This window comes from Chryseobacterium gossypii (genome assembly GCF_041361455.1).
GTDB classification, from domain to species: Bacteria; Bacteroidota; Bacteroidia; order Flavobacteriales; family Weeksellaceae; genus Chryseobacterium; species Chryseobacterium gossypii.
The window spans coordinates 16,022-35,106 of sequence record NZ_JBGCUR010000021.1 but is presented as its reverse complement, the minus strand read 5'-3'; the positions used below and the strand labels follow the sequence as shown (position 1 = coordinate 35,106).

Annotated in this window: 16 protein-coding genes; 4 read left to right on the top strand and 12 right to left on the bottom strand. The window is 36.7% G+C overall.

All coding sequences use genetic code 11. The features are described from left to right. Positions 1-416: 416 nt before the first annotated feature. Positions 417-2,180: an alkaline phosphatase D family protein gene (locus tag ABMQ40_RS11995; RefSeq protein WP_370899886.1), complete on the top strand. Its 1,764-nt coding sequence runs from the start codon at positions 417-419 to the stop codon at positions 2,178-2,180. 554 nt (positions 2,181-2,734) lie between these two features. On the opposite strand, the gene ABMQ40_RS11990 is transcribed toward ABMQ40_RS11995, so the two are convergent. Beyond that, a complete protein-coding gene (locus tag ABMQ40_RS11990; protein ID WP_370899884.1) occupies positions 2,735-5,695 on the bottom strand; it encodes a Tn3 family transposase in 2,961 nt (986 codons plus the stop codon). Between the two features lie 124 nt (positions 5,696-5,819). On the opposite strand from ABMQ40_RS11990, the gene ABMQ40_RS11985 reads away from it, so the two are divergent. Next, positions 5,820-6,425 (top strand): recombinase family protein, encoded by a 606-nt coding sequence (locus ABMQ40_RS11985; RefSeq protein ID WP_370899882.1) that lies wholly within the window; start codon positions 5,820-5,822, stop codon positions 6,423-6,425. 258 nt (positions 6,426-6,683) lie between these two features. On the opposite strand, the gene ABMQ40_RS11980 is transcribed toward ABMQ40_RS11985, so the two are convergent. The 3 genes from ABMQ40_RS11980 to ABMQ40_RS11970 all read right to left on the bottom strand — a co-directional run bounded on the left by ABMQ40_RS11980 (position 6,684) and on the right by ABMQ40_RS11970 (position 11,005). Beyond that, positions 6,684-7,469, bottom strand: coding sequence for a T9SS type A sorting domain-containing protein (locus ABMQ40_RS11980; protein WP_370899880.1), 786 nt, complete (start codon positions 7,467-7,469; stop codon positions 6,684-6,686). 286 nt (positions 7,470-7,755) lie between these two features. After that, entirely contained in the window at positions 7,756-10,467 is a 2,712-nt protein-coding gene (locus ABMQ40_RS11975) for a reprolysin-like metallopeptidase (RefSeq protein ID WP_370899878.1), read from the bottom strand. A 412-nt stretch (positions 10,468-10,879) separates the two neighbouring features. Next, a complete protein-coding gene (locus ABMQ40_RS11970) occupies positions 10,880-11,005 on the bottom strand; it encodes a hypothetical protein (RefSeq protein ID WP_370899876.1) in 126 nt (41 codons plus the stop codon). A 541-nt stretch (positions 11,006-11,546) separates the two neighbouring features. Between ABMQ40_RS11970 and ABMQ40_RS11965 the strand changes: the two genes are divergently transcribed. After that, complete coding sequence (locus ABMQ40_RS11965) at positions 11,547-12,536, top strand: LLM class flavin-dependent oxidoreductase (protein WP_370899874.1); 990 nt, start codon at positions 11,547-11,549, stop codon at positions 12,534-12,536. Between the two features lie 252 nt (positions 12,537-12,788). Here the strand turns inward: ABMQ40_RS11965 and ABMQ40_RS11960 are convergent, their stop codons facing one another. From ABMQ40_RS11960 to ABMQ40_RS11945, 4 genes are all read right to left on the bottom strand, one after another. Beyond that, positions 12,789-13,040, bottom strand: a complete 252-nt coding sequence (locus ABMQ40_RS11960) for a hypothetical protein (RefSeq protein WP_370899872.1) — start codon at positions 13,038-13,040, stop codon at positions 12,789-12,791. Positions 13,041-13,241: 201 nt separating this feature from the next. Further along, on the bottom strand, positions 13,242-13,544 hold the full coding sequence (locus ABMQ40_RS11955) for a hypothetical protein (protein WP_370899870.1): 303 nt from the start codon (positions 13,542-13,544) through the stop codon (positions 13,242-13,244). 113 nt (positions 13,545-13,657) lie between these two features. Further along, entirely contained in the window at positions 13,658-14,146 is a 489-nt protein-coding gene (locus ABMQ40_RS11950; RefSeq protein WP_370899868.1) for a YkgJ family cysteine cluster protein, read from the bottom strand. Further along, on the bottom strand, positions 14,147-15,115 hold the full coding sequence (locus tag ABMQ40_RS11945) for an ion channel (protein WP_370899866.1): 969 nt from the start codon (positions 15,113-15,115) through the stop codon (positions 14,147-14,149). A gap of 122 nt (positions 15,116-15,237) precedes the next feature. On the opposite strand from ABMQ40_RS11945, the gene ABMQ40_RS11940 reads away from it, so the two are divergent. Continuing rightward, entirely contained in the window at positions 15,238-15,618 is a 381-nt protein-coding gene (locus tag ABMQ40_RS11940) for a group III truncated hemoglobin (RefSeq protein ID WP_370899864.1), read from the top strand. Here the strand turns inward: ABMQ40_RS11940 and ABMQ40_RS11935 are convergent, their stop codons facing one another. The 4 genes from ABMQ40_RS11935 to ABMQ40_RS11920 are packed head-to-tail and all read right to left on the bottom strand — an operon-like array spanning position 15,619 to position 19,074. Next, positions 15,619-16,689: a calcium:cation antiporter gene (locus ABMQ40_RS11935; protein WP_370899862.1), complete on the bottom strand. Its 1,071-nt coding sequence runs from the start codon at positions 16,687-16,689 to the stop codon at positions 15,619-15,621. Positions 16,690-16,744: 55 nt separating this feature from the next. Continuing rightward, positions 16,745-17,077 (bottom strand): DUF6122 family protein, encoded by a 333-nt coding sequence (locus ABMQ40_RS11930; RefSeq protein ID WP_370899860.1) that lies wholly within the window; start codon positions 17,075-17,077, stop codon positions 16,745-16,747. After that, a complete protein-coding gene (locus tag ABMQ40_RS11925; protein ID WP_370899858.1) occupies positions 17,074-17,793 on the bottom strand; it encodes a DNA alkylation repair protein in 720 nt (239 codons plus the stop codon). The genes ABMQ40_RS11930 and ABMQ40_RS11925 overlap by 4 nt, the downstream gene beginning before the upstream one ends. A gap of 6 nt (positions 17,794-17,799) precedes the next feature. Beyond that, on the bottom strand, positions 17,800-19,074 hold the full coding sequence (locus tag ABMQ40_RS11920; protein WP_370899856.1) for a cation:proton antiporter: 1,275 nt from the start codon (positions 19,072-19,074) through the stop codon (positions 17,800-17,802). Between the last annotated feature and the right edge of the window lie 11 nt (positions 19,075-19,085).

Here is a 19,085-nt window from a genome sequence, read left to right as displayed (position 1 = left end):
GCTTATTCCGGCGAATATAAAACCGTATCAGTAAGGTTAGATGCGTGTAGAATTTACGTAGAAGCAAAAAATAGCAATAGATACTGCCCTTAAAATCAGAACAATTTTATAGCCGACTAAGTTTTTAATCTGAATTGCAGAGAATTTGGGAAAGCAAATCATCTAATATTAATAATCCGTAACATAAGGAATTGTATGGTCTATGTCGCCTATACCAACTTCCTATCCATAGATATAATTATGATTTTTGCCGAAAAACATTCATATTAACTTTTGAACAAAGAGATCAATCAGAATGATCTGAAACTCTTTGTTCATTTTTAAAATTCAAATGATAAATAGACAGGCTTATATCTGAGTTCATTCTTTTTCTCATCATATACGGAAATTCTAAAAACATCATTATAAAAATCAACATGAAAGATTATCAACATTTTACCCGCCGAAGATTTATTAAAAATTCCCTGTTGGCTACAGGAGGAATGTTTATCGCTCCTTTATTTATAAGCTGTAACAATGACTGGATTGATGATGGATCAACTCCTCAGGGTCTGCAGAATAACGGTTTTAATTTAGGTGTAGCCAGTTTTGATCCCACAGAGTCCAGTATTATTATCTGGACAAGATATACCAAGGAAACAGAAGCTGAGATTACCTGGGAAATAAGTTTAAAAGCCGATTTTTCAGAAGTACTGAGAAGGGAAAAGGTGTATGCGTCAAGTATCAATGACTTTACTGTTTCTATTGACGTACAGAACATTCCTTCTAACAGCAAATTCTATTACAGGTTTTATAATAATGAAACAAAGGAAACAAGCATCACAGGCGAAACCATCACCCTACCCTCTAAAACCGACAATGTGCAGGAAGCCAAAATGGCAGTTGTTTCCTGCTCTAATTTTGCATCCGGTCTTTTTAACGTATATAATGCTGTTGCAAAATCAGAGGCCGATGTAGTCCTACATCTCGGAGATTATATATATGAACATGCTCCGGGTCAATATGGCACTAATTCATATACCAACCAATTAAACAGGGCCCATAAGCCTGCTAAGGAAATCATTACCCTAAGTGACTACCGCGAAAGATACCGGCAATATAGAAGCGATAAGGATCTTCAGCTTCTGCATCAAAAAAAGCCATTTATATGCGTATGGGATGACCACGAAATAGCTGATGATGCTTATAAATCAGGAGCATTAAACCATCAACCACAGGAAGGAAGCTTCGAGGCCAGAAAAATGGCCGCATTCCAGGCATACTGTGAGTATATCCCACTTAAAACAGGCAAAGACTTTAAGATTTACAGAAGCTTTGAATTTGGTAATATTCTTTCGCTTTATATGCTGGATACCCGTCTGATTGCAAGGGATAAGCAATTAGATTATTCTGATTATATAGCTGACAGCCTCTTTGATATGAGTTTTGATTTCGATAAGTTTAATAATGATCTTACGAATCCCGACAGAAAAATGATTGGCGACGAACAAATGGCCTGGCTCAGATCCGAGATCAATTCAACTTCCACAGCATGGAAAGTTATCGGCCAGCAGGTTCTGATGACTAAAATGATGCTTCCTTCTGAATGCATGATATTATTGAGTAAAATTATGAAAATAGTAAAGGATGGAATGTCTTATAAAAATGATCCGGCAAGTGCTGAAATGGTGGAAAGGCTCCAAAATAAAATCTCAGAGCTATCTGAAATTAAAAAAAGGTCTGAACAGAATTATTCCATCAATACCCATGAAAAACAGAGGCTTGCTTCAAAGCTGCCTTTTAATCTTGACGCATGGGACGGATATTTTGCTGAAAGAGAAAAGCTCTATTCAGTACTTTCAGGTAAAAAAGTTATCGTGTTGGCAGGGGATACCCATTCGGCATGGTGCGGGAAACTTACCGATGAACAAGGCAATTTTATCGGAACGGAACTGGCAACCAGCTCTGTAACATCACAGGGAGATTTTGATTATTTGGGGTTAGACTCGCAAATATTACATACTTTATCAGCATTTTTTCCATTACTGGTAGATGACTTAAAATACGCCAATCTCTCTCACAAGGGCTATCTGTATGTAAAGTTTACTCCGGCAAGTGTACAGCCCCAATGGAGATTTGTTGATAATATCATCTCTGAAACGTATACTGTTTTTACCGAAAATTCAATTGTTATACAATAGTTTGTTTTTTTCATAAGGATTATCTTTATCCTTAATTAGCATCTGTATTCCATAGAGCTTAAAACCGGCAAACCCGATTCTCAGCATTTTTGCTGGAATTTCAGGGTTTGCTTTTTTATTTATATACCTGTCACAATTTATGGGGCAACAAGTCTCCGGAAAATAATAAACAAGAAGAGTCCGGAATACCGGACTCTTCCACCACAAAAGGTACCATGAAAACTTTTACTATTACTCAAGACAGACCAATTCAACTGTCTTTTCCAGTAAGTTTCCCTTTTTTATTCTTTAATCAGCTTTTATTTTAGTTATTTAAAAATTTCCTTGATTCTTTTTTATCTGAGTAGTTGATAATGTACATTCCTTTTGGAAGCGGCTGATTGATCTGAACTTCATCGGATTTGGAATCTCCTTTTTGAAGAATTTTCCACTTGCATCATAGATCTCGTAATTTCCAAATGTGTTATTCTGGGGTCAGTCGACGAAAAGTAAAAAAAACCGGGTTAAGGATAAAATCTATTAATATTTAAAATTTAAATAGACGGACTAAATGATTACGCTTTTCTTAGTGATCTAAACTCTCCCTTTTTAAGTTTTATCCGATCTTCCCAAACATAGTCTCCGGTAAGGTGAATATGCTCCCATCCTAATGGAGAAAGATACTGAAGAAATTCTTCATTAATTTCTTCGCCCTGTTCTTTCAAATATTCCACTGCTTTTTCAATATAAACCGTATTCCATAAAACAATAGCAGCGGTTACCAAATTAAGCCCGCTTGCCTTATATCGTTGATTTTCAAAGCTCCGTTCTCTGACTTCTCCAAACCTGTTAAAATATACGGCTCTTGCCAAAGCGTTTCTGGCTTCCCCTTTATTAAGTCCTGCAGTAACTCTGCGCCTAAGTTCCGGACTCATGTACCAGTCGAGCATAAATAAGGTTCTTTCAATTTTACCCAATTCCCGTAGTGCTACTGCCAGTCCGTTTTGCCTTGGATAACTTCCTATCTTCTTTACAATCAGTGAAGCCGTAACAGTTCCATTTTTTATGGAAGCCGCCAATCTTAGGATTTCATCCCAATTTTGAATAATCTTTTTACTGTTGATGGTTCCTCCTATATGTTCTGAAAGCGCAGAATAGCCCGTAGATGCTTCAGGAATAAATAGCTTCTTATCATTCAAATCTCTGATTCTTGGAGCAAATTTAAATCCCAATAACTGCATCAAAGCAAACACATGATCGGTAAATCCTGCTGTATCCGTATAATGTTCTTCTATCTGTAAATCAGATTCATGATAGAGAAGCCCATCCAAAACATAGGTTGCATCCCTTACTCCTACATTGATAACCTTAGTATGAAAAGGTGCGTATTGATCAGAGATATGAGTATAAAACTGAATTCCGGGACTGCTTCCATATTTCGGATTAATATTTCCGGTTCTCTGCGCATAACTGCCTGTTGCAAACCTTTGACCGTCCGAAGAAGATGTTTTTCCTTCTCCCCAGTAAAAAGAAAATGGATGTGCAGATTGAACATTTATAATTTCCGCTAAAGCTGAAAAATACGTTTCATCCCGGATATGCCACGCCTGAAGCCATGAGAGTTTTGCATAGGAAGTTCCCGGAGAAGCTTCCGACATTTTTCTTAAACCCAAATTGATGGCATCTGACAGTATTACAGTAAGTAATAGGTTTTTGTCATCAGCTTTATTTCCGGATTTTAGATGAATAAACTGATCTGTAAAGCCCGTCCACTGATCTACTTCTCTCAAAAGATCTGTGATTTTAATAAGAGGAAGCAGACTGTATATTTTTTTTCCTAAAACTTCAGCTTCTTCAGGAACTGTATTTTCAAAAGGTTTAATTTTTATTCTGTCATTAATAATAGAAGAGTCTGGAAGTTCATTATTTTCAATAAGTTTACAAACGATTTGCATTTTATTTGAAAGAAGCTCTATCCGCTCCGAAAGAAACTCTTCTACATTCAACGCTACATCCAGAGGAACTTGATTCTGATCTTTCATTTCAGTAAATCTGTCTGAAGGAATAAGATAATCTTCAAAATCTTTGTACTGTCTTGAACCCTGTACCCAAAGATCTCCGGAACGGAGATGGTTTTTCAGTTCAGAAAAGATACACAGCTCATAAAATTTTCTATCAGTGCCATTCTCCGTAAATATCAGTTCTTCCCATCTTTTTCTTATAAAACTTGATGGAAGCTTTTCCGGCAGTCTTTTTATTTTTCCTTCATATAGATCTATCAGGATACCCACCGCCTTTAAAATATCTTCTGCTACAGGGGCAGAACGAAGCTCTAACTCTTTCAAAAATTCTCCACCATATTTTTTTATCGTAAAATATTTATCGGATATAAAATAAAGGGAATCAAAATTTTGTTTAGCGGTTAAGTTCTTGGCTTCCGAAATACTTTGAGCCAGAGCTTCCCATGAAATAACGGACTCTACGGCATCGAAAGGATCTTCTCCTGTTTCTCTGGCTTCAAGAAGGACACTGCCAATTTTATAAAATATACCCAGCTGTTCTCCCATAGATTTTCCTGATTCCTGAATTTTTTGGGTTTGTGTATTCTTGGCATATCTGAACAAAGAACCGATGATCTTATCATTCATTTCTATAATTTCATCGATAATAGAAGCTTTGGTTTCCAGAAGTATTGCTACCAATGTTGCGTATCTGCGGGATTCTTCAAAATCCCTTAGATGCTGTGGTGTCATCTGTCTGCCTTCTCTGGCTATTTTTAGTAATCGGTTTTGATGAATATCTTTGCCAATATCTTTAGGGAGATTAATATCTTTAATTGTTTTCAGTCTCTTGATCTGCATCAGTAAAAATTTGGAATTAATCGCCTGTGGGGATTGCTTTAACCAATTTAATTGACTGATGCTGCCTTTTTCCTGTAAGTTGAGAAGAGCATCTAATGACTGTTTTTGATGATTAGATAATGAAGAACTGAGGGTGTCATAAATTTGCTTTTCTGCATTAATAATGGCTTCTGAGCATATTTTCTGTACAACAGATATTTTAGGAATCAATATTTTGTAATCTCTCAAAAACTGTATTAACTGCTGTGCAATTAATATTCCTTTATCCGTTTGTAATGCAAATTTTTTTAAATAGAATAGAGAATTAGTATAGTAGGTTGAAGAAAAACTTTCATATCCATAATTTTTTCTCAAAATATTGATATGATCTTGTCGAGTTTCAGCTAGATCATCATAACCTTTCCAGTGGCTTTTATCTATTTCTAGCTGATTACATAATAGATCCAATATTCTTTCATCCGGAATAAATCCCGTAGGAATAATAATACCGGGAAATCTCATGTAGCTTAGCAATATTGATACTCTAATGTGATTGGTTTTTCCTCTGCATGATGCCTTAATGAAAATTATATCATCATCTGAAAGAGAATAGATTCTTATAAGTTCTTCTCCAGACTGAGGAATATTTATTAATGAAGTAAATTCTTGTTCTGTTATAGATTTTCTTAAAGCCATAAAATAGTATTGTAAAAATGACCGTTTTCAATAAAGTTACAATTAAATAAAAATACATATTTTTATTATACATTTTTATATAGAATAATAAAGTATTTATACCTTTACTTTTAAAATAGCTTTTATGTCAAAGAACGTAGCTTATCTAAGGGTATCAACAGCTGACCAGGATCTTGAAAAAAATAAAGCAGAAATTTTATTTTTAGCGAATGGCAAATCTTTAGGTAAAGTAGATTTTGTAGAAGAAAAAATCTCCGGAAAGATTCATTGGAGAAAACGAAAAATTGGGGATATTATTGAAAGCCTACAGAAAGGAGATACTATCCTTTTAAACGAATTTTCCAGATTGGGGCGCAGTATGCTTGAATGTATGGAAATAATTTCTATTGCTACAGATAAAGGCATTAATATTTACACTGTCAAAGGAAACTGGCAACTTGATAATACCATACAGAGCAAAGTGATGGCAATGGTATTTTCTATGGTATCAGAAATTGAAAGAGATTTGATTTCCAAAAGAACAAAAGAAGCGTTGCAGACAAAAAAAGCAAACGGAGTTAAATTAGGTAGACCAAAAGGACCAGGAAAAAGTAAACTTGATGCTCACAAATTGGAAATAGAGGCTTTACTTAAAAATGGTTCTACCAAAAAATTTATAGCAAAACGCTATAATTCCACTCCAGCAAACCTTCATAACTGGATCAAGAAAAATAAAATACAGGATTTGTAAATACTTTATAATTTATCTATCAAAATTTAATTTTTGATAGGTTTTATCCTTAACCTTGTTTTTTATTGTTCTTCGACCAATCCTAAGTGAATAATAATATTAATCATGAACTGGAAGAAAAGAACTATAGAAAGAAACAACTATCTATTAAAAAAAATGGTTTAATGGTCAAAAATAATTGGTAAAATTCTTTGCTTTGTATCACTGATTACTAAAAAAAATAAAAGCGGCTCGCCTGAACCGCTTTTGTTTTTAGATTTACTTTTTTATAATCTTATGACTCTTTTCTGAGTTCTCATCTTTTATCCTTACAATATAACTTCCGGTTCTCAGTTCGGTTAAATTAATTTTAGCATTTTCTGAATTTATTTTTTCCTGCTTTTGCAGTCTTCCTGACATGTCGTAGATATTAATTTCAGACATTTTATTTTTACTGTCAATATTTAATATATCAATAACTGGATTTGGATACATGGATACGGTTTTCTGTTTTGCCTCAGACACTCCAAGCATACTGCCTGATATTTCAAAGTCGTCTATTCCAATAAACCAAATATCTTCTGTTGAAGAATAAAAAGCAATGTATATAGTTTGTCCAACATATGGGGTCAGATCATAGGTATACTGAGTCCATGTGGTTGGAGGACTCACTGCACTGGCAAGTGTATTTGTTAAACCAGCGACAGTAGGTGTTGTTGTTGATATTTTAATATCAAACTCTTCTGCAAGCCCACTTCCTCCATTCTTACTCCAAAAGGTTAATTTATCAGATACCCCTGCGCTAACTACTATTGCTGGGCTTACTGCATAATCATCGTGAGCACTTGAACCATATTCCAATCCCAAATAATGAGATCCTGAATGAGGATCAATAGTAGTATATGCGTCATAAGTAGTCCATGTTTCCCATGTTCCCGGATCTCCTCCGTTAATTATGGTCCAATCTGCTGGCATTGTAGCCGAATCAAAACTTTGTGTGTATTGCCCAAAAATGGCTGCGGGCAATAACCCCAACATAATTACTAATCGATAAATTTGTTTCATATTTATTTTTTCTTAAAAATACAAAATTTAAAGATATAACACATCTTTCATAATCCCCCTGTGAGATGAAGATTTTTGTAATAATAAAGTAATGTTAAAACCAGAAGAGTTGAGACCATTAAGATTGAATAATTTATAATAACTATTAAAATCATATTCTCAATAGATTTTATCCTTAACCCTGTTTTTTTACTTTTCGTCGGCTGACCCCGCAATATAAATTAAATTTATATAAAAAAAGGGCCAGTTTTCACTAGCCCTTTTTATTGAGAAATTATTAATCCTGTTATTTAATGACAAGTTTAGTATTGTATACCCCTTTTGAAGAATTTATGCTGATAACATAAACTCCTTTAGGCACATTTACATTAAACTCTTTTGTACTGTCACTGTCACTTTCACTTTGATAAGCAGATGAAAATACTAATCTTCCGCTAGCATCAAACATTCCTACTTTTATTTCTCCTTTTAAGTTTCTTGATTTAATAAAGAAATTACCATCACTTGGATTAGGATAAATTTTGATATCATCTGCCAATGGAGAAGTGGTATCATGAGTTCCTAAATTTTGAGTTTCTCTTGTACATACCTCCAGAGACCATCCCGTAATAGTCCCTGCATTTCCAGCTATATTGTCTGAAGCAAATAATTTCCATAGTCCTTGTGCTGTGTGTCCTTTAAAGATACTCAGAGATTCATTTGATTTTGTTTCTCCTTGAATAGGTGACGCGCAAACTACAGCATTTCCAGCATCACTGAATGAAGCTGTAATACCTGAGGCATTATTACATGCACGATTCCATATAATAGCAGAGCTTCCCACAGGACTTTCTATTCCAATTGACAGATGCCTTACATTAGGATGTGTAATGGATGGAATAACTTTAATTTTAGTAATCGTACCAGTATTATTTACCACTAATGGTGCTATCACTTTTGGTGATGATATATTATCTACAGTTGGTCCGCCTCCTGGACCATCGGTAATTGCTACCGGGGCACCGCTGTAAGTATAAGTAGCACAAGTTTCTCCTGTAACATTATAATCGATCACAAAACTAGGACTCACGGCGTAATATACATTTCCAACAGCCTCTATCATAATGTAAGCATTGGATGAAGTAGAGCCAGCAGGAATATTCACCTGCTGACTACCGTCATTAGGTGTGTTGGCTGCTATAACGGTAAATGTCTGACCTCCATTTGTAGATAATTTAATATTCACATTGGCCGTATTTATAGGAGCCTGATTGGTACCTGCAACATCCCAAGTTACATTAATGGCGCTTCCAGAGGCTAATGACTGTCCAAATGCGGGTGCTGTCACTTGAAAAGGACCAGCTGCTGCATTAACAGTTAATTTTACATCATCTTTATTAGTCTGAGGTGCTAATGGATCATTATTTCTTACGGTAGCCGTAAAATTAAGTTCTCTTGCAATACTGGAAACCGACTCCCATCGTGTCGACAAAACACCTCCTAAGACTTTATTAAAGTCAGGAAAATACCTTGTTGGTGTAGTTACGGGAGATAAAGATCTAAATGTAGGGCCCGTCGGCTTTGTTGGATAAGCAGCTGAAATATTATTAGCTCCAAGTTGAGCCGCAGCAGCCTGGTCTGCTTGCTCCCATGTGTAGGTATACGAAGCAATATTGCCATCTGTTGTAGTTGCTGTTAATACAAATGGAGTAGATATGGGAATTGTATAATCTGCTCCTGCACTTATATTTGGAGCAGGATTTGCAAAAGGAGTATTGATACCACAGACAATACTGTTTATTTTATTTTTTATTTGGGTAATACTATTGGTATGATAGTAATCACCAACATTAAACTGAACATCGTTACTTCCTCCCGTTATTCCTGCATATGACATAATAGTAGAACCACTTCCAGGCTCAACTTTCTGGTCGGTTTGAGAAGCATACATCGTATAAGTATGACCAGCACCCATCTGATGCCCCATCTCATGGGCAACATAGTCTATATCAAATGTGCTTCCTTCTGGGAAATTGGATGCAGTATAGCCTGCTGCTTTTATATTTCCACATATTACACCTAAACTAGCTACTCCAGTACCATCTCTTCTGTCTACCAAATGACCCATGTCATAATCACCCAATTGGATTCGGTTTGCTATGCCATAGTATGCCCCTTCATTGTCGAAATCATTAGTAGTATCGGCATCTGTATCATCATAAGGATCCGTTGCAGGATCTAAGAAAATAACAACATCATTATTAGCAATCAGATTAAAATGTAATGATAAATCTTTTTCAAAAACACCATTCATTCTAGTTAAAGAAGTATTCATTGCAGCCAAAATTACTGCTTTTTTTTGAGTATCTGTGGCTGTAGCAGGAGTACCAGCAGCTGCTAAATGATATTGTGCATATTCTCCAGTACATGATAAAGCAAGCCTGAAAACATTAAAACCAGCTGCTTTCTTATTTACACTTTCGCTTTTTTTTTCTGCAGTTCTTTCTGCAATATCCTTAACAGAGCATTCAAAAGGTTCTTTATCCTGTCCTCTTTTTGCGTTGGAATCAAAAACAGCATATACACTGCTGTCTTCAGTATAAGGTTCAATAAACTCTGATATTCCAGATCGGGTAATCATTGACGAAAATCCTACTGGAGAAAGGCTAAATCTTAAATAAACAGAAGGGTCTTCCAATCCTCTTCCTACATAAGATTTAATATCTGGAAACTTAGCCTGTAGCTCCGGAGCCATATTTGAGTATTCCCAAACCTGAAATCTTTCCAATTTCCCATTAGCTGCAGGAAGTGAAATCACAACTCCCTTTTCGCTCGAAAAACGGGCAGGAGCTTTTTGTAAACTTTGTCTGAGCTGATCAGCATTTAATGAATATAGTCCAGTATATTCTAATTTTTCTTGAGATTTTTTTACTTTTTGAGATCTCAACTCTGTTCTTGTCCACTGTGAAAATCCAAAAAAAGGAATCATCAGGGCAAAAATAAAGATATTACGCTTCATATTTTTAATTTATTATATCAAATGTAAGATTATAAATCTAAATTAACTTAATGTATTTTATTATGTTAAGTTTTTGATTTTCATATATCTGAATATTTTTGTAACCAATATTTATTTAATATCCACTATAATAAAAAAAACAAAAATTCCCCAATCAATATAGAATGTAACTTATAAAATTAATACCCAAATATTAATGTAAGTGAAGATAATCGTACTAGTCAAGAATGAATAATTTAAGATAACAATCGAAATTATATAGTTTGATAGATTTTATCCTTAACCCGGTTTTTTTTACTTTTCGTGAGCTGACCCCTATTCTTACCACCAACCAATTTCAATTTATTTTCAGACTTTATATAAACCATTTTAGTTTCCGAGCTATTTTTCACCTCAGATGTTCCTAATACATCTAAAATCTTACTGCATAATCCTCCATCTGTCCGTACTGTAATTGAGAGCATGGTCCCAGATCAGGAAGAGTAGTTCCATTGTATATTGCCGCATCTACAGCATGCCTAGCCTGTGTAAAGCCCATTCCTTCTTTTTTCTAATCGGGATATTTAGCATTCATTTTCTCATAACAGCATCAAAACCACAATATGCTGCCGTGTCCTGAGAAAATGCATTAACAAAAGAGATTAATGCAAATCATAATTATTTTCTTCATATTCATTTTTTTAACAAAGCTATTATTATCGCGTTATAAATTAAAAAAAACACATCCTACTCCGACCCTTCATCAATTTAATTTACTGATAATCTGCCTATTAAAGACAAATGCATAATAATATCCAATTCATTATCAGTCCTCTGGCAGAAACATTTTCTATTCTTCCCATTCCTTTAACAGTATATCTTAAGGGAACATTCCAACATTAGTTCTTACCGTTATATGACTAAAAAGTCCCCTTGTAATGCCACGCAGCTAATTCTGATGTTTATTATAAAGGATCTTGATAAGCCTGTACATTTTAAGAAAGTTACATTAACGAAAAGGCCAAATTATTTTCTTTTGAATGGGCATATAACTAACAAATAATTAAAATTTATATCTTTAAAAAATTAATAATACACAAATGCATTATTCCATTTTTTCGGTACAAGATCATTATCCCACTTTACAAAGAAGCCTTCCTGAGTTTTACCATCAACTTATGGAGCAGGGTGTTTTAGCAGATCAATTAGGCTATGATGCTTTTTTTGTTGCTGAACATCATTTTCACGAATACGGAGTGATCCCTAATCCTGCCGTTTTTCTTTCTGCCTTATCCCAAAGAACAAAGAACATAAAGCTGGGCCCTGCCATCTCCATCCTTCCCTTTCATCATCCACTGAATATTGCTGAAAATTATACAATGCTTGATATAATTTCTTCAGGGCGGCTGATATTAGGAGTGGGCTCAGGGTATTTGAAACATGAATTTGAAGGCTATGATATTTCATTGGAAGAGAAAAGAGCACGTTTTGATGAAAATTTAGCAATATTAGATCGCGCCTTAAAAGGTGAAGCCTGTGATTCTAACAAATTTCATTCGATCCGTAACGTAAAGATCAATATTTTACCGGTACAAAGAGAGGTTCCTTTATATATTGCCGCTTTGCGGAAAGAGGCTGCCTATTTTATAGGAAAACAAGGCTATAATATGATCTGTATTCCTTATGCCTCTGTAGATCATTTTTCGGAAATACAATCTATTACTAATCAACATAAGCAGGGAGCATCAGATGGTGATAAAAAACCTCTCTCAGCAATATTTGCCTTTCATACCCATATTGCGGATACGGATGATCAGGCAAAAGAAAATGCTGAAGAAGCTTTTAATCTTTATGTAAAGACCCGGCTTTATGCGAAGCAACAAACCTATGATGATATTATCAAAACCGGGCTTTCTCTTTTTGGCTCACCCGAAACAGTATCTGACAAAATCGTTGAATTACATCAGATGGGTATTGATCATCTCATGTTGCTACATAACTTCGGTATGCTGTGTCCGGAATTGGTTCAGTCATCCATGAAAAAATTTATGACTGAAGTAAAACCTTTAGTAGATCAAAAAATATATTAAGGATTTATTAAAACTTATTGTTGTATAGGCCGTGTAAAGGATGAGGTTGTGCTTATATATTATTGGGCTCTTTTGTTGTTGCACCTTAGATTACAAAATATAAAAGACAATAAAAATCCCCGAATACATCATCCGGGGATCTTTTAAAAGCACTTTTATACTGATCTTCTTATTTGTAAACAGCAGTACCCTTTCGGCCATAAAAAAATCCCGGAATGAATCATTCCGGGACTCTCTTTTCTACTTCTTTATTTACTTCATTTTCTTCTTTGTCTTTTTATCTTCTTTTATTGCATCTCTTTTATTCCCGGTCCTGTTAGTATCCGCCATAGACCTGTCCTGATCAGCGTTCATATTATCTTTTTTCATTCTTGCATCATCATTTCTTTGTTGCTGTTGACTATCAGTCCGGGTGGTATCTGTTCTGTTTTGCGGAGTTACCTGAGCCGAAGCTGTGATCATACCTGCTAGTGCAAACGTTAATGTTAAAAATAACTTTTTCATAATGTAATATTTTGGTGGTTTGTTTTTTTAAAACATCAATTTTTATACTAAAACAGCACAAATTGTATTGTTTAACGTATTTTATAATTTTTTAAGATGTTTTATATTATAACCCTGGCTATCTGCACTTTATACCAAGCCACAAAGAAGAAGCCCTGAAATATCTGCTATTTCAGGACTTCGTTCGATTTTGACTAATACTTATTTAGACTTCCTCTTCTTTTCCTTTCTTTCTTCTTTTGTCGCTTCAGCAGTTTTAGTGTTTCCTGCTGCACTGGTATCAGCTGTCACCGTAGTATCAGCCGTAGCAGTAGTTGTTGTATTTTGATTTTGGGCAGCTGCTGTATTGGTATTCCAATCAGTTGTAGCCTGTGTATTCTGTTGTTGGGTTTGAGTAGTCGTTTGGTTATTAGAGTTTTCAACCGGTTTTTGGGTTTCCGTTTGAGCCGATACAGCGATTACTCCGACTAATGTAAACGCAGCAGTTAAAAATAACTTTTTCATAATATAATATTTGTTGGTTTGTTTACACTAAACGGCCTATTATATTTAAAATTATCTCTAAAGTGCTTATTTAACGTACTTTATAACTCTTTAAGACGATTTGGGATTATACATCATTTTCCTAAATTTCTCATAATTTTTTCCACAAACTCGTAAGCTGCGGGGCAAATCACCGTGTTTTTCATCATAATGCTGTTGATCTGATAGATCTTCTTACGGTCAGTATGCGGATATTCACGGCATGCTTTGGGCCTCACATCATAAATTGAGCAGGTATTGTCCTCATTCAGGAAGAAACAGGGAAGGCTCTGCAAAACTTTATCCTGATCCTCATCTATCCTAAGGAATCTGGATTCAAAATCAGCGGGTTTCATACGAAGGTGCTTGGCAATACGTTCAATGTCTTTTTCCGTGTATAATGGTCCGGTGGTTTTGCAACAGTTGGCACATTGCAGGCAATTGATATTCTCAAACACTTCATCATGGCTTTCCTGGACGACATAGTCAAGATTTTTGGGCGGCTTTTTCTTTAATCCGTCTAAAAATTTTTTATGATCTTTCTGCTTTTGCAGGGCTTGTTTTTTATATAATTCCAAATCCATTTATTCTTCAGGTACTAACGTGGAAATTTCGGCTGTCTTGTAATCATTGATCTTATCCAGGTCCAGAATCGTTGATGTATTATCCTTGGCAGGATAATACATTGGGGCGAACCTGGCCCCATAAATTATTTCTTCGGATACGTATGACGTACGCTGTACCACCGTATTGGAAAAAACCTCATCAAAAGCACGCACATGAACAATGATCTCTATATCCGTATTTTTGAAATCTTCTTTTGTAAAGCCGTAAAACGGCGAATCCTCATCTATTTTGTGTACAACCGTCCAATTTAAAGCTAAGGTATTGATATGACTCAGCTGGGTTTTTAAAGTATAAAAATTACTTTTGGTGTCACCGTTCTCATTTACCTCAATTGCGGCGGAAACCACTACTTCGGCACTCGTTAAAGCATTGTTTTTATAAGGTGCAAGCCTGAACATTAAAGCGGAGGCCTCATGAAATGGGGCGATCAATGCGATATCAGAAAATTTAAGGTATGCTCTGGGTCTTGAAAACCTTCCGTAAAACAAACCTGTTGCTATGGCAAAAGTAAGCAGTCCAAGAAAGGCCTCAAAAGTTGCCACCAGACTCGCCATGAATCCTACCGGAGCTATTCTTCCGTATCCCACTGTTGTAAAAGTCTGGGAACTGAAGAAAAAGACATCAATAAACTCATTCAGAGGATCGCTTTTATCAATCCCGGTGAGATGCTCGACTCCTATCAGATAATATATAAGGGCAAAAACCAGATTAACCAGAATATAAGCAATTACCAGATAGGAAAGGAACCGGAATGTAGACAGATTCAGCATGGTATGATACCAGCTGTAGCGATTGAAGATATTCACTCCTTTACGTTCAACATTCGGAAGGCCGTCCTTTTTAATGAACCTTCCTGAAGCATTATCTCCGAAACCGCTGTTCTCGGTATTCTTTTGAAGAATCTTTTTTCTAAACCCTGTTGCCATTCCTTTGGTCATTTTATGTATATCTTCCGCCAAAATAATGCACAAAGATAAAATATTGTTTTCATGAAATTTATCAAGTGAGTGATTGAATTTTTAAATTGATTTTAAACTAACTTTGATCTATGAAAAAACTGGAATCAAGAGAAGATATAGAGCTGCTTGTCAATTCGTTTTATGCAAAGGTAACCCGGGATGAGACGATTGGATTTTTCTTTAATGATATCGCCAAGGTAGACTGGGATAAGCATCTTCCGAAAATGTATTCTTTTTGGGAATCCATCCTTTTCGGGCAGATGACGTATAAGGGAAATCCTATGGGAGCCCATTTTCCTATCAATGAGATCCGGGCTATGGAGAAAAAGCATTTCGACAGGTGGCTGGAGCTATGGACAAGCACGGTAGAAGAAAATTTTGCCGGCGAAAATGCTGATATGGCAATTTATAAAGCTGAAAATATCGCCAGACTGATGGCGTTTAAAATGGAACTGGCCAGAAGGCTGTGATCAGGGTACAATAACGGTAAAGATATAAGCCGCCAGATTAACCAGCAGAACTGTTCCGTAAAGGATATTTGTCTTTCCCCGGCTCAGTGAAAGCATAACGATAAATACGGAAAGAGACAGCAGGATAATATCTTTCTTATCCAGGCCCAGAACCAAAGGTATGTCATACATAATGCAAACCATGGAGACTGCGGGAATGGTGAGGCCAATACTTGCCAAAGCTGATCCCAGAGCCAGATTCAGGCTTGATTGTATCTGATTGCTCCTCGCCGCCCTGATGGCTGCCATCCCTTCCGGAAGAAGAACCACCGCAGCAATGATAACTCCCACCAAAGATTTCGGAGCACCTAAACTCTGAACCATGTTTTCAATGGTTCCGGAAAGCCCTTTGGCCATCAGGACCACTATTCCTAAGCAGATGATCAGGAAAACGAAGCTTACCAGAGTTTTAGTCAGAGAAGGAATATAATGTTCTCCCGGGTGCTCTTCAGGAACAATAAAATAGCTCCTATGCCTTACAGTCTGCACCATCAGGAAGACCCCGTAAATGACCAGACATGCAATGGAGACAAAAGTCAGCTGGGCCTCATTATAAAAAGGCCCATTCACACTTGAGGTGAAATTAGGGAGCACAAGGGTTAAAACCAGAATGGAGACAATACTTACCAGGTAGGTTGTTGCCGAGGTCCTTGCAAAAAACTGCTCATAGTATTTCACCCCGCCTACCAGGATACAGATTCCTAAAATTCCGTTCAGAATAAGCATTACGGCTGCAAAAACCGTATCTCTGGCCAGTGTGATGGCCTGGTCTCCCCCTGCCACCATCAGGGAAATAATCAGTGCCACTTCAATGATTGTAATACAAAGCGCCAAAATAATAGTCCCGAAAGGTTCTCCCACTTTATGGGCGACAACTTCTGCATGGTGAACGGCAGATAATACGCTGCCGGTAAGCAACAGACCCGCAATTACATCACAGGCAATACCATTTCCTATCAGTCCGGAAAAGTAATATATTACCGCCAGGACAGGAAAAATAAAAGTATAATGTAAGAGTTCTCTTATTCTCATAAACCGTCTACAAAATACAAAAAATCTATGACTTTATAAATATTAAAAGAAAATATTAATGACACCAGAAATGAAAATCCTGAAAATCAGTTATCATATGAAATAAAAGCCCTATGCCGATAATCCTGATATTTCCTTTAAAGAAAAGCATCAAAAAATACACCGCAATGGCAAAATATGAATGTAAAATATGAAAGCCGACGCTATTCCTTGAAGGATCGAAAACCGGATCGGCAAACAGATGATCCGCATCCACAAGCATGGTGGCCAACAAGATCAGATATACTTTTTTCCAGTTTGCCCGATAAAAGATCAATGCAATGAAAACCGGAAAAACCAGATGCAAAAAATAATGGGCGAATGCTTTCCAGAAGAAACAATCCGTCATATCCTTCCTTTCAGATAATCCTGCCTCACCTCCTCATCCAGCTTTTCAATGGCATATCTCAGACAGGTTCTCGGCATTTCCTTATAGTATGTGTTCAGATACCGGATCAATTCTTCCTCATTTTTCTGCCCCATTTCTCTTAAAAGCCATCCATTGGCCTTATGCATCAAATCGTGGGTATGTTTCAGGTTTCTGGTAACCAATTCTTTAGTTAAGGCAAAGGAACCTTTTTTCACATAATGCATGGTCCCGACCACGGCAATCCTTTTGTGCCACATTTCTTCGGAATCCGAAAGCTTTCTCAATAAGCCTTCTTTCTGATTTTCAAAGGCATACCGGCCCAATATCTTATAGCAGCTGGAATCTACCAGGTCCCAATTGTTGATGTACGGCAGATGATCCAGGTAAAATGTTATAATGCTTTCCCTCGTCTCCGGGTCCTTGGCTTTCTCAAACTTACTGACCAGCATAAATATAGCGGTAAGCCTGTGTTCATGATATTTTGAGGAGAGCAGCCTGCTTAATTCTTCCAAAGATATTTTTGAATAATATTCCCTGGCCACAGATCTCTGGTCAGGAACTTTCACCCCTAAAAACAAATCCCCTTCTCCATACTCCCCTTTTCCTGTTTTAAAAAACTTCGGGAAAAACTCCGCTTTTTCGGGAATGGACAGCACTGCCAGCGCCTCCTGTATTTCTTTTACTATATCTGCCATAGCTCTTTACGAAATTGTTGTGCTCTGTTCCTGCTCTTCCTTAGCGATCTTCTTAGGATTGGCAACCTTTCCGATAGTAAGCCCCTGAACTATGATCGAAAAAACAACCACACAATATGTGATGCTCAGAATAATGGTGCTGTATTCACTTTTAGGGACAGACAGGGCCAGTGCGATGGAAACGCCTCCCCGGATCCCTCCCCATACAAGCACTTTTACCGTTTGCGGGTTGAATCTTGTCCTTAAAGACATAAATTTTGTAGGCCCCCAGATTGAAATGAACCGTGCCAGCAAAACCACCACAATGGCTACCAGTCCCGGGATCATAAAATGCCTCAGATCTTTTATCATCAGAAGTTCAAAGCCTATGAATAAGAAAAGTACGGCATTCAGAATCTCATCTATCAGTTCCCAGAATTTAATCAGATAGTCCTGGGTTACGGATTTCATTTTAAATTTCATATTGAAATTCCCCATAAACAATCCTGCCGCAACCATCGTTAAAGGCCCTGAAATATGCATCTGCCTTGCAATAAGATATCCTCCCATCACCACAGAAAGCGTTACCAGGACGGAGATAATATAATCATCCACTTCACGCATCAGCCTGGAGGTGATCCAGCCTAAAACCACTCCCAGCAACAGACCGCCTCCGGCTTCTTTCAGCAATAATAAAACGATACTCTCAAGCCCAAGATCCACTTCCTTGCCAATGGCCAGCTGCAAGACTACAGTGAAAACCACTACGGCCATACCATCATTAAAAAGAGATTCTCCGGCAACTTTCGTTTCCAGGGATTTAGACACTTTGGCCTGCTTTAGAATACTTAAAACAGCAACAGGGTCGGTAGGGGAAATTAGAGCTCCAAAGACCAGACAATAAATGAACGGAAGCTGGAGCCCTACCAATGGCAGTAAATAATAGGTCCCGAAACCGACTACAAATGTGGAGATCACAACACCGGCCGTTGAAAAGATGACCACTGGCCGGAACTGCTCTTTAAGATCATCTATATTAATGTGGATCCCTCCGGCAAAAAGAAGAAAGTTGAGCATAGCACCCATCAGAACTTCTGTGAAATCAATGCTGTTCATCAGATTGTTGAGATGGCCGAAAGTTCTTGGCAGCACGGTCTCACCGAACAAAACCAGGAATATGGAAACGGCAATGGCAATTACCATAATCCCGATGGTACTTGGCAACTTTAAAAATCTGTAATTAAGGTATGCGAATATCGATGCTAAAACAATCAATGCTGAAAATGAATAATATAACTCCACTATGCTGTTTT

Excerpts from the sequence above, each read along its gene's own strand:
- ABMQ40_RS11995 (WP_370899886.1), top strand. The coding sequence starts at position 417 with ATGAAAGATTATCAACATTTTACCCGCCGAAGATTTATTAAAAATTCC.
- ABMQ40_RS11990 (WP_370899884.1), bottom strand. The coding sequence starts at position 5,695 with ATGGCTTTAAGAAAATCTATAACAGAACAAGAATTTACTTCATTAATA.
- ABMQ40_RS11985 (WP_370899882.1), top strand. The coding sequence starts at position 5,820 with ATGTCAAAGAACGTAGCTTATCTAAGGGTATCAACAGCTGACCAGGAT.
- ABMQ40_RS11980 (WP_370899880.1), bottom strand. The coding sequence starts at position 7,469 with ATGAAACAAATTTATCGATTAGTAATTATGTTGGGGTTATTGCCCGCA.
- ABMQ40_RS11975 (WP_370899878.1), bottom strand. The coding sequence starts at position 10,467 with ATGAAGCGTAATATCTTTATTTTTGCCCTGATGATTCCTTTTTTTGGA.
- ABMQ40_RS11970 (WP_370899876.1), bottom strand. The coding sequence starts at position 11,005 with ATGGGCTTTACACAGGCTAGGCATGCTGTAGATGCGGCAATATACAAT.
- ABMQ40_RS11965 (WP_370899874.1), top strand. The coding sequence starts at position 11,547 with ATGCATTATTCCATTTTTTCGGTACAAGATCATTATCCCACTTTACAA.
- ABMQ40_RS11960 (WP_370899872.1), bottom strand. The coding sequence starts at position 13,040 with ATGAAAAAGTTATTTTTAACATTAACGTTTGCACTAGCAGGTATGATC.
- ABMQ40_RS11955 (WP_370899870.1), bottom strand. The coding sequence starts at position 13,544 with ATGAAAAAGTTATTTTTAACTGCTGCGTTTACATTAGTCGGAGTAATC.
- ABMQ40_RS11950 (WP_370899868.1), bottom strand. The coding sequence starts at position 14,146 with ATGGATTTGGAATTATATAAAAAACAAGCCCTGCAAAAGCAGAAAGAT.
- ABMQ40_RS11945 (WP_370899866.1), bottom strand. The coding sequence starts at position 15,115 with ATGGCAACAGGGTTTAGAAAAAAGATTCTTCAAAAGAATACCGAGAAC.
- ABMQ40_RS11940 (WP_370899864.1), top strand. The coding sequence starts at position 15,238 with ATGAAAAAACTGGAATCAAGAGAAGATATAGAGCTGCTTGTCAATTCG.
- ABMQ40_RS11935 (WP_370899862.1), bottom strand. The coding sequence starts at position 16,689 with ATGAGAATAAGAGAACTCTTACATTATACTTTTATTTTTCCTGTCCTG.
- ABMQ40_RS11930 (WP_370899860.1), bottom strand. The coding sequence starts at position 17,077 with ATGACGGATTGTTTCTTCTGGAAAGCATTCGCCCATTATTTTTTGCAT.
- ABMQ40_RS11925 (WP_370899858.1), bottom strand. The coding sequence starts at position 17,793 with ATGGCAGATATAGTAAAAGAAATACAGGAGGCGCTGGCAGTGCTGTCC.